Below are 15,614 nucleotides of genomic sequence, written 5' to 3'. Positions count from 1 at the left end.
CGTGCCTGCCGTCCCAAATACCTCCCTGCCGCCGCTGGCCGCCCTGCGCCAGATCGACACTTGCCGCCTGATTCCCTCGCGCTTCGCCGACATGGAAGACTCCGTGCTGGCGCCGCTGGCCGAGAACGACGACCACCTGCGCGAGCTGTTCGAACTCGATAACGCGACCAACGCGCGCCTGGTGGCCGAGTATGGTGGCGCGCCAGGAATTGGCGTGGACGAGCTGGTTTTTGGCGTGCCGCACTTTCGCATCATTAACGCCGCTTACACCTACGCCCGGCCGGAAGGGGCGCGTTTCAACGATGGCGAACGGGGCGCCTGGTATTGCGCCTTCGACATGAAAACGGCGCTGGCCGAGATCATTTTCCACAAAACCGTGGAATACCAGGAAATCGATTATTTCGACGACAGCGTCAGCTACCAGTCGCTGCTGGCCGATTTTTCCGCCAGTTTCCACGACTTGCGGGGACAGGAGCGCTATGCGGCCTGCCTCGACCCGGCCAGCTACATCGCCTCGCAAGACCTGGCCGCCATCCTGCTCGAAGCGGGCTCCATGGGCGTCATCTTCCCCAGCGTCCGGCACGCCAGCGGCACCAACCTGGCCTGCTTCCGCCCTGCCCTGGTCGGCAATGTTCGCAAAGGCGCCGCCTATCGGTTAACATGGCAGGGTACGCCGACGCCGCGCGTGGAAGCACTGTAAGCCACCCCGGCGCGCAACGGCACCCGACTCACCGCAACCTGATATTTCGCATGCAAACCAATCCTGAAAAAGACACCGAACTGCGCCTCAAAGTAAACAGCGAAACGGCCCGCCTGGCCTGGAGCGAGCTGGAAAAGCACTTCGCCCAGGGCAGCGTCGTCTGGGTCGCCAATGAACTGGACCTGGTCGAAGTGGCCGTGCGCATCTCGCACGACGACAAGGCCACCATCACGCAATGGATGGTCGATGGCAAGGTCGCCAAGGTGTCGGATCAGCAGGCGCTGGACTGGCAGGCAGCCGATGCCGCACTGTGGGCCGTCGTCGTCAGCCCGTTCATTCTGGTGCAGCAGGAAAAACCGACCAAACACTGACACTTGCAGGCTGCGCTCGGGCATCGGGCGCAGCGTGATAAGTTTGACAATGCGCCAGCCCGCGTCAGTGCCCGCCCCCCAGATACGCCGCGATCACCTTCGGATCGTTCTTCAGGCTCTCGGCCGGCCCGTGCACGGAAATGCTGCCGTTTTCCAGCACGTAGCCGTAGTCGGCCACGTTCAGGGCGGCGGCGGCGAATTGCTCGACCAGCAGCATGGTCACGCCTTCGGCCTTCAGGCGCGTGATGATGCGGAAGACTTCTTCCACCAGGATAGGCGCCAGGCCCATCGATGGCTCGTCCAGCAGGATCACTTCCGGGTTCAGCATCACGGCGCGGGCCATGGCCAGCATCTGCTGCTCGCCGCCCGACAAGGTGCCGGCCAGCTGGTCGCGCCGCTCCTTCAGGCGGGGGAACAGCTCCAGCGCCTTGTCCAGGTCACCCTTGATGTCGCCTTTCGGGCGCGCCCGCGTAAAGCGGGGGAAGGCGCCCAGCAGCAGGTTGTCCGTCACCGACATCGAGGCGAACACCCTCCTGCCCTCCGGCGAATGGGCCAGGCCGGCGCGCGCGATCTTGTGCGAATCGAGGCCCGTGACGTCCTTGCCGCCCAGGGTGACGCTGCCGGATTTGGGTTTGAGCATGCCGGAAATGGCGCGCATGGTGGTGGTCTTGCCGGCCCCGTTCGAGCCGATCAGGGTCACCAGCTTGCCCTTCGGGACGTCGAGCGAAATGCCGTGCAGGACTTCGACTTTGCCGTAGGCGGCGTGCAGATTTTGAATGGTCAGCATGGTCTTCCTCTCAGTGCGCCGCTGGCGCCAGGGTTTCGGCGCTGCCGCCCAGGTAGGCTTCGATCACCTTCGGATCGCTCTGGACAAGCGCGGGCGCGCCTTCGGCGATCTTCTGGCCGAAGTCCAGCACCGTCACCACGTCCGACAGCGCCATCACCACGTCCATGTGGTGCTCGATCAGGATGATGGTGATGCCGTGCTCGCGGATCTTGCGGATGATGGCCATCAGCTCCTTGATGTCGGGCGCCGTCAGGCCCGCCGCCGGCTCGTCGAGCAGCAGCAGGCGCGGATTGAGACCGAGCGCGCGGCCGATTTCCAGCAACCGCTGCTTGCCGTACGGCAGATTGCGCGCCTCTTCGTTGGCCAGGTCGGCCAGGCCGACGAATTCGAGGATGCTGGCGGCCCGCTCGCGCGCCGCCGTCTCCTCGCGCTTGTAGCGGGGCGTATGCAGCATCACGTCCAGCACGTTCGACTTGAAGGTGTTGTGCAGGCCGACCAGCACGTTTTCCGTCGCCGTCATTTCGCCGAACAGCTGCACGTTCTGGAAGGTGCGCGCCACGCCGCCCAGCGCGATCTCGGACGGCGTGCGGCCGGAGATCACGGCGCCGGCGAATTCCACCTTGCCCGCCGTCGGCTTGTAGATCCCCGTCAGCACGTTCATCATCGTGCTCTTGCCCGAGCCGTTCGGCCCGATCAAGCCATGCACGGAGCCTTGCGTGACGGTCAGGTCCACCTGGTTCAGCGCCTTCAGGCCGCCGAACTGCATCAGGGCCTGGTCCACGCGCAGCAGGGTCGCGCCCTGTTGCCCGCCCTGAGCATGGTCAAACGGCGCCACGCCGTGCGAGGCGACGGCTTGCACGTGGCGCCGGCCCTTGCCGATAAAGCTCATCAAAAAGCCGACGATGCCGTCCTGCAGGTAGTACACGACGAACAGGGTCATCAAACCGAAGATGGTCAAACGCCAGTCGACCATGTTCTCCAGCTTGTAGGAAAACGCGGCCAGGCCGATGGTGGCGACCAGTGGCACGAGCACGCCGCGCACGGTGGAGCGCTTTTTCGCCAGCATGAAGGCGGAGCCGATCACGCCCAGCACGGCGGCGGCCACGGCGATCTTGCGGAACAATTCGATGTCCGACAAGAGGCTGGGCAGCATGACGACGATCAGGGCGCCGATCAAGGCGCCCGAACGGGTCTTGCGTCCGCCCATGATGACGGCCAGCAGGAACAATATCGTCAGCTCGAAGTTGTAGGTATTGGGCGAGATGTATTCCTCCGAATACGCATACAGGCTGCCGGCCAGGCCCGCGAAACCGGCGCTGATGACGAAGGCATAGACCTTGTAGCGGTAGACGGACACGCCCATGCAGTCCGAGGCGATGGGACTGTCGCGCAAGGCTTCGAAGGCACGCCCCAGGTTCGATTTCAGGATGCGGTGCACGACGACGAGCGAGATCACCAGCAGCGCGGCGACCATGTAGTAGTACTCCACTTCCGTCAATTTATGGCCGAACAGGACGGGCTTGTGGATCTTGATGCCCATCGGCCCTTCCGTCAGGAAGCTCATTTCATTGATCAGGATTTGCACGATGGTGCCGAAGGCCAGGGTCACCATGGCCAGGTAGGGCCCCGTCACGCGCAGGGCCGGCAAGGCCAGGATGGCGCCGAAGACGGCCGCGCCGAAAATACTGGCGGGGATGGCCAGCCAGAACGGCGCGCCCAGCTTGAACACCAGCACGCCCGTGGCGTACGAGCCGATGCCGAACAGGCCCGCGTGGCCCAGCGACACCTGCCCTGTGTAGCCGACGACGATATCGAGGCCGAACAACAGGATGGCGTAGATCAGGATGGTCTCGGCCAGGTGGATGTAGTACGGGTTCGGAATGACGATGGGGAACAGCGCGAGCGCGGCCAGGCCTGCCGCGCTCAGCGCCAGCATGGTGATTTTCTTGTTCATGTGATCCTCAGACTTTCTTGATCGCGGCTTTGCCGAACAGGCCGGACGGCTTGACGGCCAGCACCAGCAGCAGGAGCAGCAGGCCAGGCACTTCCTTGTAGCCGGTGGAGATGTAGTAGCCGGTGGTAGTCTCGGCGATACCCAGGATCAGGCCGCCGACGATGGCGCCCACGCCCGACGTCAGGCCGCCGATGATGGCCACGGCAAACGCCTTCAAGCCCAGCGACGCGCCCATGGTGGCCCCCGTCAGTGTCAACGGCGCCACCAGCACGCCCGCAAAGGCGGCCGTGGCCGACGACAGCGCGTAGGAAAAGGTGATGACCATGCCCGTGTTGATGCCCATCAGGCCGGCCGCGTCGCGGTCGTTGGCCGTCGCCACGACGGCCTTGCCGTAGATCGATTTGCGGTTGAATACTTCCACGGCCAGCATGATGGCCAGCGCGCCGACGATAACGGCCACCTGCATCTGCTGCACATTGGCGCCGAATACCTGGAACGGCGCGGCCGACAGCGGCGACGGGAACATCAGGTCATCCTTGCCCCAGATATTTTCCGCCACGTTCTTGAAAATGATGGCCAGCGCGATGGTCGACATGATCCAGCCGAATTCGGACTTGATCTTGATGGCGGGCCGCACGCCTATCCATTCGACGAACACGCCCTGCAGGGCGCCGAAGACGATGACGATGGGGATCATCAGCAGATAGCTCATGTACGGGCCGCCGTGGATGGTGCCCACCAGGGAAAGGCCCACGAGCGCGCCCAGCATCAGGGATTCGCCCTGGCCGAAATTGAGGGTGCCGGAAGTGGCAAAGGTCAGCTGGTAGCCGAAGGCGATGACGGCATAGATCATGCCCAGCGCGATGCCGCTGAAGACGAGCTGCAGGAAGATTTCCATGGTATTCCCCGGAAGACGAAAGATGAAAAAATGGCCAGTCCTGATTCCTCAAGGCTGGCCATTTCGCGGCTAGAAGGTGAGAATCAGCCGGACTTATTTGGCAAGGACGACCTTGCCGTCCTTGACTTCGCCAAACACGGTCAGTTCGGCCGTGATCGCTTCATGGTTGGTCTTGCTGAACGGCTTGTTGTAGGTGGTGACGGCGCCTTCCACTTTTTCATTCAGGTTTTCCAGCGCGGCGCGCACTTTCGGACCATCCGTGCCGCCGGCCTGCTTGAAGGCCGCGGCCAGCAGGTAGATGGAATCGTAGCCCTGCGCGGCCGAGACGGCCGACGGCATGCGGCCGCCCGATGGCTTGTAGGCGGCCACATAGGCGTCGATGAAGGCCTTGCGCTTCGGCGTGCTGGCATCCTGGATGAAGGTTTGCGGCATGCGCGTGCCATTGCCGTTCTTGCCCGCGTTGTCGATAAAGTTACCCATGGCCAGGGTCCAGCTGCCGATCAGCGGCACTTTCCAGCCCAGTTTTTCCATGCCGTTGGCGATCTGCGCCAGTTCCGGGCCGATGCCGTAGGTCAGCACGACTTCCGCGCCCGCCTGCTTGGCTTTCAGCAACTGGGCCGTCATGTCGACGTCCTTGATGTTGTATTTTTCCACGACGACGGGCTTGATGCCCTTCTTGTCGAGCGCCTTTTCCAGGTCTTCGCGGCCCAGCTGGCCATAGTTGGTGGAGTCGGCCAGGATCGCCACTTTCTTGAACTTGCGGTTCTCGATGGCTTCATGCACGATCATGCCGGACTGGATGGTGTCATTGGCGGCATTGCGGAAGATGTAGTTTTCCGGCTGGTCGGCGAATTGCTTGGTGACGATGGAACCCGTCGCCACATTGTTCATGACGGGAATCTTCGCTTCCTGGTAGAAGCGCTGCGAAGCGAGGGCCACGCCCGTGTTGATGTAGCCGACGGTGGCGGCGACCTTTTCCTTGTTGATCAGCTCCTGGGCGATCTGCACGCCGCGTTCGTTCTTCGCTTCGTCATCGCGCTCGATCAGCAGCAGGGAACGGCCGAGCACGCCGCCCTTGGCATTGATTTCCGCGACGGCCAGCTTGACGCCGTCGCGCATCGATACGCCCATCGGCGCGGAACCGCCCGTGAACGGACCGGACACGCCGATCTTGATGGGGTCGGCTGCGACCGCCGCCTGCGAAAAACCCAAAACCAAACTTGCCACGAGCAATTTCTGTTTCAAATTCATTGTCATCTCCTGTGCTACAACGTTTTGAATGCCACTTATTTTTATAGTCGTACGCTGGATAACCGCCCCATCGATAAATCATTGTAGGTGAGTAAACATGCACCAGCAACAACTACATATGACGCGTCGCAACATGCGGAAAAGACGCAATTGCTGGCCTGCTGTCAGTCTTTTGTAAGGAAAATATGACGCAAATTGGCGCACCTGCGCCATGCGGCAACGGCCCTGCCGCCGATGCGGGGCCGCCACGCGACTTCAACTGCGAGCTGATCTGGCGCAATACCGGCACTGTCCAGCATGCTAACGTCAGCCATGCCAGCGCGTGCGCGCCGGTCCAATCAGCCGCTCCCACCGCATGGAGGCCCTATGCAGCGCCCGTCGAACTCGTCCATTCCCCCCCTGCTACTTGGCGTCGTCGCCAGCCTGCTGCTGGGCGGCTGCGCCACTGACCTGGCGCCCGTGCGCACCTTCGCCGAACAGACGCACAAGATGTCGACCCACTTCGAACCCATGCTGGAGGGCGGCGTCCACAGCTGCATGGACAAGGCCATGCGCAAGCGCCTGATCCTGGCGGAGCGTTTCGATGCGCAAGCGAGCGAACAGGCGGCGCGCGCCGATTGCGCCGCCATCGCGCAAGCCAGCGCGTCGGTCGCCAGCCTGAACGAGGTCCTGCTGCGCTACGCCCACACCCTGGCGGCGCTGGCCGATGACAAGCTGCCCGTCTACAAGGAAGAGCTTGGCGGACTCGGCGATGCGCTGGGCGGCCTGGCGCAGCCCGATGGCGGCGCGCCCCTGCTCGACGCGGACAAGCTGTCCAAGGTCGTCAAATTGAGCGAACACCTGAGCCGCCTGGCCACGCAGCGCCTGCAGAAATCGGCCTTGCGCGAACTGCTCGACGAGCAGGAAGCCGTCGATATCGTCAGCAATGCGCTCAGGGAGTATGCCCAGCGCAGCTACCGCGCCGGCCTGCAGGAGGAATTGCGCGACCTGGACCTGCTGCGCGGCGCCGTCGACAAGGCCGCGCCGCGCGAACCGCTGGCCTCCAACTACATCCGCACGCGCTTGCACCTGGAAGGCCGGCAATTGCAGGAAAGGGAAAAGATCGTCGCCGCATATGTGGCCGCCGTCGACACGCTGCAAGCGAGCGTGGCGGCGCTGCGGACCAATCTCGACCGCCTGCAGGCGCCCGAACTGGAACAGCAGCTGGCGCAGTTTTCACGCGACGTCGCCACGCTGCAGCGGCAGGCGGCGTTCTATGCGCCGGCCCGCTGGTAAATGGCAGGCCCACCGGAGAATCCCATGGCCCAACTGACCGAACTGACGAAAGACCAAAGCTACGCCATCGCCGACAGCCTGGCGCAAGCGTCAAGCCTGGTGCTGGAATTGCGCATCCGCGAACGGGAAGCGCTGGCGCCGGACGAGCGCGCGCTGCTGGAGCAATATGAAAACCACCTGGACCAGATGGTGGCCCTGTTTCGCGCATATGGCATTTACCTGACGGCCGAAGGCGCGGAGCAGGCGCGCGGCGAAATCGAGGGCGCCATCGCCAAGGGCAAGCTGCAGCTCAAGCGCGTCGCCGACGTGAAGGCGGCCATCGCCGCGGCGGCCAGGCTGGTCGACCTGGGCGCGGCCATCCTGTCGCGCGACCCGTTCGCCATCGGCGAGGCGGCGGCCAGCCTGCGGGCCAGGCCGAAGAGGGAAGAAGCGGCCTGAACGCCCGCCGTTTGCCGCCCTACTCGATGCTGAGCACGCCGTTGTCCGAACTCAGGTGCGTTCCTGCCCCTTCCTGCGTTTCGACCAGGCTCCTGGCAAAGGAGCTACCGGCCGGCACCGACGTCAGGGCGTAGTGCGCGCCCGGCTTCAGGCCTGTGGCCAGGATGGCCCCGCCGGCCAACGGCGAGGTCCAGTCCATGCGGGCAGCGGGCGCCACGTCGCGGTTGAACAGGACATGCAATTGCTCACCCAGCAACAAGGCTTCCGTGCCGGCAGTCGCGGCCAAACGCGAGGCGGCGGGTGCGCTGGCGACACCGGTGGCGCCGTCGTTATCGGCCACGGCCAGCACGTGCAGGAAATATTCGGGGGCGTTCAACGCGGGCGCCGCAGGCGCTGTCACTTCCAGGCGCCAGACGCCGACGTCGCTAACCGACAATTGCTGCTTGCTGATGCCCGCCGTCTGGTTACGCCACACGTAGTTGTCACCGTCCAGGCGCTGGCGCACCGTGAAACGGCAGTCCGGCGCGTTGGGGAGCGGCGCGCCGGTCTTGATATGGGATTGCGCGCAGCCACTGCCTCCCTCTTGCGCGCCGCCCACCTTGCGCACGCTGGCGTTGAGCGGCAGGATGGTTTGCGCCGTCAGCATGCCGCCGCCATTGCGGATGGTCAGGATGCGCACCTGGCCGGCAGTGAAGCCAAGCTGGTATTGACCATTGCCCAGTGCCGTCGTGCCTGGCGTACCGGAGGCGGGATCATTCGCCGTGTGCAGCAGAAAGGTCGCCGGCAAGGCCCGCTTGCTGCGCACGCTGTCAAAGACCACGGTCACCGGCTTGGCCCAGAACGATGGCGAGCGCAGGAACAGCACGTTGCGCACGAAACCGTTTGCCGTATCGAGCTTGCTGGCGGCATACGCCTTGCTCGCATTGCCGCTCGTATACGTATATTGCGGCGTATTTTCATAGCGGACGATGCCGTCGAGTGCATTCGGCCCCGCCGGTCCGATCTCTTCGATAGTCGGATAACCCTGTACCGGGGCATTAAACCATTGGCCGCCATCATTGCTGTATTCGTTGGTGCCGCGCGTGAAGCGTTCGCTCGGATCGAATACCAGCAAGGTGTTATGGGCTATGCTGCGCGTATAGTAATTCCACCAATGACTGCTGCCATATTCCTCATACAAGCCGGTGTCGAGCAGCAAGGGCGCTTTGTAATTGAGCGAAAAACTATTTTGATCAAAATGCTGATGATTTTCCGCGCTGAAGGAAGTCGACTTGAATTCCAGTAAAGTGGCATTGGCATAATCCCAGGAATCACGCATCAGCACCTGCCCCGAAGTCCTGAAATGGCGCGACAATTCCAGTGTATCGAGCGGTGCCGATGGCAAAGGCGCTGGCCAAAGCAAGCGTTCCATTATCAGAGAGGCATGTGAACTGCGCGATGACAGCACGTGCTCGCGATAAAATCGCCCAGCCACGCCATCATTGACGTCGCTGACCGCCCCCAGCGCCAGTTGCCCAATCAGGCTGCTGCCAACCGGCGTGTCGAAGTTATCGCCACTGGCGGGAAACGTACCATTGTCGCGCAGTCCATAAATATACGGATAGATCAGCTTTGCCTGCCAATCAGCCCGCAGCAAGGGATCCGCATCCGTCTGTTCCAGCGCGCTACGCCACAGCAGTAGGCGCTCGGGAATGCTCGATACGCCATAGGCAAAGCCCATATGGTGGCCGCCATCGACGGAAATCATCGCGCGCGCCGCCATGAATCCTTTTTCGTAGTGCGCATAGGAGGTCTCGAGCAGCGGCACGACCTCAGGATTCTCATCGGCGATGGCCAGCAAGGCGACCGTGACATTATTGACCGCGCTAAACGCATGCCCGCTGATATAGAAACCGGCAATGGATGGTTTTGATTCGCCGCGGTCCCAATTTTCATACACGGGCTTTTTCTGGCAATCAAAATTAGTGCTGGTAATGTTCAAGGGCTGATAGCCACACATCGAGACATACAGATTTTCACCGGCTTTTCCCGTATCAGCGGCGATCGTTTCCTTGATGCGCTGTGCCGTCAAGGCGCGATAGCTGCCAAAACCGACGGCATCAGGCACGGAACGCGCCCCCAGTTCCGCAAATAGCCAGTCATACAGGATTCCCATGGCGCCGACGCGCCCGCCCATCGACCATTCACCACCAGAAACGACTGGAGCAGCCAGCAATTTATCAAGGAAATTCAAGGCGCCATGCAAATACTTTTCATTGCCCGTCAGCTTGTATGCCATGGCCAGCATCTGCGCCGTTTCATAGATCGTCAGGCGACTGCCGCTGGCCACATTACATAACTCGGGAACAGCAACAGGGGGAACGGTGACGGGAGGAACCAGGGGGCAGGCTTCAATGACCGCGATGCGCCCATTGACCACGTCCATGAAGCTGTACCAGGCTTCATTGAGCGATGCATCCATGGCAGGCGCTTGCCACAATACGTTGCCGCCCACGTCGAGCAAACGGAAATTGCGCATGGTTTCATTGCGCCGCATGCCGATGCTGGTCATCTGGTCACTCGCCTGCCACTCAAGCGGTGGGGTGGCACTCGTGCCATCGACGGTTCCCCAGGCAGTAGGTACTGCGACACCATTCAGCTTCAGGTCGATTTTATGGGCCTGACTATTCCAGGAGAGTTGAATATTGGACCAGGCATTGGCGTTGATATCCAGCCTGGTAACGGAAAGATAGCGGCTCAAACCATTGACCTGAAAGCCAATCTGCAAACCAATCTTTTGACCATCCGCACTATCGTAGGAATCAACGTGACGAATAAAAAAGTGATTACGATTTTCAGCGAACTGATCAAAAATAGCCTGATTGACGAGATCGCGCGCGTCTTTAGGCTTGGGAAACAAATCCAGGCTGACCGTACCACCTGAGGCAGGAAAAACGGCGGGGGGATTCGGCAATTGCGGTTTCAGCGTATCAAAACTGGACTGATTGAGAAATAAGCGGGGGTGCCCCTGTTTGATGGGAGCCGGCAATTGCGCCTGCACGGGCGCTGAAATAATACCGAACGCGCTCAATACCGCACACCAGCTTCTCTTGCGCAACAGCCGCGTACCAGTCTGGCTGATTTTTCCCAGCGCTTTCCTTTGAATGCTCATCCATGCTCCGATCATTATCAAGTTGAAAAATATACCGCCATACTGGCACAGTCTTTTGCAAAAAACTTAATAATGATCATCAAATAACTAGCGCTTCAAAAAAGATCTAAAGAAGCACGATTTTCATCAGGAATTACCATTTCCTGCCAAAAAGGAATAATTCTGCTTGTCTATAAGTATTTCAAGTTCGCAATAATCAACGCGGCATTGTCAATATTTTACTTTTTTGAGAACGCGAGTCGTCTGCCTTCATGGCTCCGCGACCCGGTGCCCCATCGCATGCGTGGCCATCTTTAGGTACAGGTTTGCCTGCTCCTCGCTGTGCGCATAGCCCATGCGTCCTTCGCCCAGGGCGACGGATTTCTGCTGCAGCGCTTCCGGATAGTCCAGGTCGCAGGCGGCGTCCAGCCAATGGCGCGCCCGCGCTTCGTCGCTGTCCAGCAGTAGATTTGCCACGATGAACATGGCAGGCGCCACGCCGCGTTGCGCGGCCAGTTCCAGCCAGCGCAGCGCGGCGGCGCCGTCCTGCGGCCCGCCCATGCCGTTCTTGAACATCAAGCCCAGGTAATACGCGGCCGCGCCGCTGCCCTGCCCCGCCGCCTGTTCGAACAGGGTGCGCGCCTGCGGCTGGGTCGCCTCTCCCGCGCGCATCAGGACCTTGGCCCGGGCAGTGACGTCGGGCGCCGCCGCTGCCACGGGGGATGCCAGGGCGGCGGCCAGCAGCAGGTTTGCCAGCATCATTTCGACAGGTCGAGCTGGTACAGCGCAAAGCCCTTGCCGGCGCCATCGTCCGCTTTCCACTGCGTGACGTTCTCGATGCCGGCCGCCTTCGCCAGCTCGATCACGTTCGGCGCGGAGTGGAAGATCACCGGGCCTTGCGTCGCGGCCCTGGCGAAGGTCCAGCTGCGCGCCGAGCCGTTTTTCGCGCGCGTCAGGTTTTTCTGCTGCGTGACGTAGGCGATCAAGAGTTCGCGGTTGTTGTCGGGCGAAGCCACCACCGTTTTGCTGCCATCGAGGCCAGGGAAATTGCCGCCACCGCTGGCGCGGTAGTTGTTCGTCGCGATGAGGAATTCCTGCGTCGCGTCCACGGGCTTGCCCTTGTACGTGAGCGCCTTGATGCGCCGGCCCGGAGGTTGCGTGACGTCGATCTGGTAGCGCACGTCGGCGCTGGTGATGGCGTCGAAGTTATAGCTCGGGTGCGCCGTGTTGACCAGTTCCTGCGGCTCCGTCTTGTTGACATCGATGGTATTGAAGCGCCGCGCCGACTGTTCTAGCCAGGCCTTCAGCTCCGCGCCCGTCATCTTCACGCCATACAGCGCGTTCGGATACAGATACAGGTCGGCCGCGTTATTGAGCGCCACATTGCCCGCCTTGACGTCCGTGTAGTCGGACACGCCGGCCGAGCCGCTCTTGAACGGCGAGGACATCGACAGCACGGGCAGATGCGCGTACTGCGGCAGGTTCGCCTTCACATACGCGGCCAGGTAGCCCGCCTGCGCCTGGTTCACCACCTCGATGGCGCTGACGTCGCCCACGTCGGCGAAATACGTCGACATGCGGAAGTCGGTGGCGCCGACCGGCGTCTGCACGTAGGCGATGGTGGCCGCGTGTTCCTCGGCCACCAGCCTGGCGATGGCCGCATCGGGCTGGACGTAACTCTTGTCCGCGTTCTGGATGCCGCGCGCCTCCACCGTGGTGGCGCTCTTGTCGACCACCCACCGCTTGCCGTCGTGGCGCAGAGAGAGGCCGATCACGCCCAGGTGCTTGCCCCACAAATTGGCCATCACGGTGGGCACGCCATTGACCAATCCCCTGACCTTGTCGACACCGGGCAGATTAAACTGCGGCACCGTGCTGGCGGCGTTCGGGAACAGCTGGTGCGAATGGCCGATCAGCATGGCGTCCACGCCCGGCACTTGCGACAGGTAGTAATTGCCGTTTTCCATGGTGGGCGAATACGGGCTGCTATCCAAGCCGCCGTGCGAGATCGCCACCACCAGCTCGGCGCCCCTGGTGCGCATCTCGGGAATGAATTTTTCCGCCGTCTCGCGCACGCCCTGCGTGTAGACGCGGCCTTCGAGCCAGCGCTTGTCCCAGGCCATGATGGTGGGCGGCGCGAAGCTGATGATGCCCACCTTCACGGTGGCGGTGATGGCCTTGCCATCGGGGCCGGTGGCCGTGATCTGCTTGTCGATGATGTGATATGGCGCAAACAGGGGCTTGCCCGTCTTGACGCTGTAGACGTTGGCCAGCACTTGCGGGAACGCCGGGCCGGCGCAGCGCGGCTTGCTGGCGTCGACGCTGTCGACGTCAAACTGGTTGCCCGTCACCTGGCTCAAAAACGCCAGACCGTAGTTGAACTCGTGGTTGCCGATGCCGCCGCCGTCCACCTTCAGCAGATTCATGGCCTTGTAGATGGCCAGAGTCTGGTCGCAGGCCAGCGGTTTCACGAGGGCCTGGTAGTCGGCCAGCGCCGTGCCCTGGATGGTGTCGCCGTTGTCGAGCAAAAGGTTGTTCGGATACTGCGCGCGCGCCTGCGCGATCAGGGCAGCCGTGCGTTCCAGGCCGATCGAGGGCTCCGCCTGCAGCTTGTAGTAATCATAACTGAGTACATTCGCGTGCAAGTCCGTCGTCTCCAGCAGGGCCAGCGTGGCGCTGCTGCCGGCCGGCGCGGCCGATGGCGCCCGGGCAGGTCCCGTGGCGGCGGGCGGCAAGGCGCCGCAGCCGGCCAGCAGCAGCGGTAACAGGGCGAGACGGGGAAGTTGAAGCATGATGTATCCTGTGGAAAGACAATATCGCCAGCATCATACGCAGCACGGCAGCCATCATCAAGGCAAAAATATTGTCGCAAATACAGCAAAATCGCCATATTATTGCCCCGCGCGGCATCGATTCGGCGCCGCCGGCATCAGAAACCGGCCGCGCTCGCGTATAATTCAAGGTTTGATTTCACCATAGAAGACCAGAACATTATGGAAGCCGAACGCATCAATATCATCTCCGCCCTGCTCAATGACCTGACGGTCCGCGAAGCCGAACTTCGGAGGTATCTTTGACTTCACTGTCAAGTCGGAGAAACTAGAGCAAGTCAACGAAGAACTGGAAGATCCGACCGTCTGGAACGATCCCAAACGCGCCCAGGACCTCGGTAAAGAAAAGAAGGCGCTGGAAGCCATCGTCTTCACCCTGGCCAAGGCCGATGCCGACCTGCGCGACACCCGCGACCTGTTCGACATGGCCCGCGAAGAAGGCGACGACGAGACGCTCGAAGCGATCGAGCAGGACGTGCAGGAAATCCGCAAGGTCATCGAAAGCATGGAATTCCGCCGGATGTTCAACAATCCGATGGACCCGAACAACTGCTTCATCGACATCCAGGCCGGCGCCGGCGGTACGGAAGCCCAGGACTGGGCCTCGATGCTGCTGCGCCAGTACCTGCGCTATTGCGAACGCAAGGGCTTCAAGGTCGAAATCCTCGAGCAATCCGACGGCGAGGTGGCCGGCATCAAGACGGCCACCCTGAAGGTCGAGGGCGATCACGCCTACGGCTTCCTGCGCACGGAAACGGGCGTGCACCGTCTGGTGCGCAAGTCGCCATTCGACTCGGCTAACGGCCGCCACACCTCGTTTACGTCGCTGTTCGTGTATCCGGAAGTCGACGATTCGATCGAGATCGACGTCAACCCGGCCGATATCCGCGTCGACACCTACCGCGCGTCGGGCGCCGGCGGTCAGCACATCAACAAGACCGACTCCGCCGTCCGCATGACCCATGCGCCGACCGGCATCGTGGTGCAGTGCCAGAACGACCGTTCGCAGCACCGCAACCGCGCCGAAGCGATGGAAATGCTGAAAGCGAAACTGTACGAGCATGAACTGCGCAAGCGCATGAGCGAGCAGCAGAAGCTGGAAGACTCGAAGACGGACGTGGGCTGGGGTCACCAGATCCGCTCCTACGTGCTGGACCAGTCCCGCATCAAGGACTTGCGCACCGGTTTCGAGACGGGCAATACCAAGGGCGTGCTCGATGGCGACATCGACGACTTCATCTCCGCCTCGCTCAAGCAAGGCGTATAAGGATGAACGCATCCGCTCCGGCGCCGGCAAAGCAGGCCTTCCTGTTCGACATGGATGGCACGATCGTCGACAACATGGCCTTCCACACGACCTCGTGGCTGGCGTTCTTTGAACGCCACGGCCATGCGCTGGATGCGGACGCCTTTTTTCGCGACACGGCAGGACGGCAGGGCCACGAAATCATCGCCAAGTACCTGGGCGAGGATGCCGACCACGTCACCCTGCTGGCGGAAAAGGAAGTCGTCTACCGCGAACTGTACGGCCCGCACCTGGCCACGGTGGCCGGCTTCGACCGGCTGATCGCCGGCGCGCGCCAGGCCGGCGTAGCACTGGTGGTGGGCACGGCCGCGCCGGACGAGAACATCGCGTTCACGCTCGACGGCCTGGACCTGCGCCACCGCTTCGACGCCATCGTCGGTGCGGCCGACGTGGAACGGGGCAAGCCGCACCCGGACGTGTTCCTGAAAGGCGCGCTGCTGGCCGGCGCGCTGCCTGAGAACTGCATCGTCTTCGAAGACGCGCCCCTGGGCGTGGAAGCGGCGCGCCGTGCCGGCATGCGCGTCGTGGTACTCACCACCACCCTGCCGGCCGAGGCGTTTGCCGCATTCGACAACGTCATTGCCATCGTGCCGGATTTCTCCGCGCTCGACGTCGACGCACTGTTTGCCAGCATGGCGCCAGCGCTGGCACCACATCATCAATAATCACCAAC

13 protein-coding genes are annotated in these 15,614 nt (G+C 62.2%); 6 read left to right on the top strand and 7 right to left on the bottom strand.

Going from position 1 to position 15,614, the window contains the following annotated elements; all coding sequences use genetic code 11:
- Nucleotide 1: 1 nt before the first annotated feature.
- Both GCN78_RS12370 and GCN78_RS12365 read left to right on the top strand, forming a co-directional pair.
- Nucleotides 2-700, top strand: a complete 699-nt coding sequence (locus GCN78_RS12370; protein ID WP_413465206.1) for an RES family NAD+ phosphorylase — start codon at nt 2-4, stop codon at nt 698-700.
- A gap of 50 nt (nt 701-750) precedes the next feature.
- Nucleotides 751-1,071 carry a DUF2288 domain-containing protein gene (locus tag GCN78_RS12365; RefSeq protein ID WP_152251981.1) on the top strand — a complete coding sequence of 107 codons (321 nt, stop codon included), beginning with the start codon at nt 751-753 and terminating at the stop codon, nt 1,069-1,071.
- A gap of 64 nt (nt 1,072-1,135) precedes the next feature.
- On the opposite strand, the gene GCN78_RS12360 is transcribed toward GCN78_RS12365, so the two are convergent.
- From GCN78_RS12360 to GCN78_RS12345, 4 genes are all read right to left on the bottom strand, one after another.
- Nucleotides 1,136-1,858, bottom strand: a complete 723-nt coding sequence (locus GCN78_RS12360; RefSeq protein WP_152251980.1) for an ABC transporter ATP-binding protein — start codon at nt 1,856-1,858, stop codon at nt 1,136-1,138.
- Between the two features lie 10 nt (nt 1,859-1,868).
- Complete coding sequence (locus GCN78_RS12355; protein ID WP_152251979.1) at nt 1,869-3,812, bottom strand: branched-chain amino acid ABC transporter ATP-binding protein/permease; 1,944 nt, start codon at nt 3,810-3,812, stop codon at nt 1,869-1,871.
- Between the two features lie 7 nt (nt 3,813-3,819).
- Nucleotides 3,820-4,710 carry a branched-chain amino acid ABC transporter permease gene (locus tag GCN78_RS12350; protein ID WP_010398938.1) on the bottom strand — a complete coding sequence of 297 codons (891 nt, stop codon included), beginning with the start codon at nt 4,708-4,710 and terminating at the stop codon, nt 3,820-3,822.
- 93 nt (nt 4,711-4,803) lie between these two features.
- The gene (locus GCN78_RS12345) at nt 4,804-5,961 is read right to left on the bottom strand and encodes an ABC transporter substrate-binding protein (RefSeq protein WP_152251978.1); all 1,158 of its coding nucleotides are present in this window, start codon (nt 5,959-5,961) and stop codon (nt 4,804-4,806) included.
- Nucleotides 5,962-6,327: 366 nt separating this feature from the next.
- Between GCN78_RS12345 and GCN78_RS12340 the strand changes: the two genes are divergently transcribed.
- Nucleotides 6,328-7,236 carry a hypothetical protein gene (locus tag GCN78_RS12340; protein ID WP_152251977.1) on the top strand — a complete coding sequence of 303 codons (909 nt, stop codon included), beginning with the start codon at nt 6,328-6,330 and terminating at the stop codon, nt 7,234-7,236.
- Nucleotides 7,237-7,260: 24 nt separating this feature from the next.
- Nucleotides 7,261-7,674 carry a hypothetical protein gene (locus tag GCN78_RS12335; RefSeq protein WP_152251976.1) on the top strand — a complete coding sequence of 138 codons (414 nt, stop codon included), beginning with the start codon at nt 7,261-7,263 and terminating at the stop codon, nt 7,672-7,674.
- Between the two features lie 19 nt (nt 7,675-7,693).
- On the opposite strand, the gene GCN78_RS12330 is transcribed toward GCN78_RS12335, so the two are convergent.
- The 3 genes from GCN78_RS12330 to GCN78_RS12320 all read right to left on the bottom strand — a co-directional run bounded on the left by GCN78_RS12330 (nt 7,694) and on the right by GCN78_RS12320 (nt 13,596).
- Entirely contained in the window at nt 7,694-10,825 is a 3,132-nt protein-coding gene (locus GCN78_RS12330; protein WP_193316711.1) for a heparinase II/III domain-containing protein, read from the bottom strand.
- A gap of 249 nt (nt 10,826-11,074) precedes the next feature.
- Nucleotides 11,075-11,566 carry a tetratricopeptide repeat protein gene (locus GCN78_RS12325; RefSeq protein WP_152251974.1) on the bottom strand — a complete coding sequence of 164 codons (492 nt, stop codon included), beginning with the start codon at nt 11,564-11,566 and terminating at the stop codon, nt 11,075-11,077.
- Nucleotides 11,563-13,596 carry a bifunctional 2',3'-cyclic-nucleotide 2'-phosphodiesterase/3'-nucleotidase gene (locus tag GCN78_RS12320; RefSeq protein ID WP_152251973.1) on the bottom strand — a complete coding sequence of 678 codons (2,034 nt, stop codon included), beginning with the start codon at nt 13,594-13,596 and terminating at the stop codon, nt 11,563-11,565. The genes GCN78_RS12325 and GCN78_RS12320 overlap by 4 nt, the downstream gene beginning before the upstream one ends.
- A gap of 201 nt (nt 13,597-13,797) precedes the next feature.
- Here GCN78_RS12320 and prfB point away from each other — a divergent pair.
- Nucleotides 13,798-14,902, top strand: a protein-coding gene (gene prfB / locus GCN78_RS12315; protein ID WP_139143151.1) for a peptide chain release factor 2 whose coding sequence is annotated in 2 segments (ribosomal slippage) — nt 13,798-13,878 and nt 13,880-14,902 — 1,104 coding nt in all. Because the reading frame shifts where the segments join, the coding sequence is not laid out codon by codon here.
- Nucleotides 14,903-14,904: 2 nt separating this feature from the next.
- On the top strand, nt 14,905-15,606 hold the full coding sequence (locus GCN78_RS12310) for an HAD family hydrolase (RefSeq protein WP_152251972.1): 702 nt from the start codon (nt 14,905-14,907) through the stop codon (nt 15,604-15,606).
- The last annotated feature ends 8 nt before the right edge of the window (nt 15,607-15,614 follow it).

This window comes from Janthinobacterium rivuli (assembly GCF_009208735.1).
GTDB lineage: Bacteria > Pseudomonadota > Gammaproteobacteria > Burkholderiales > Burkholderiaceae_D > Janthinobacterium.
The sequence above is the reverse complement of the archived record's forward strand: the minus strand, read 5'-3'. Positions and strand labels throughout refer to the sequence as shown.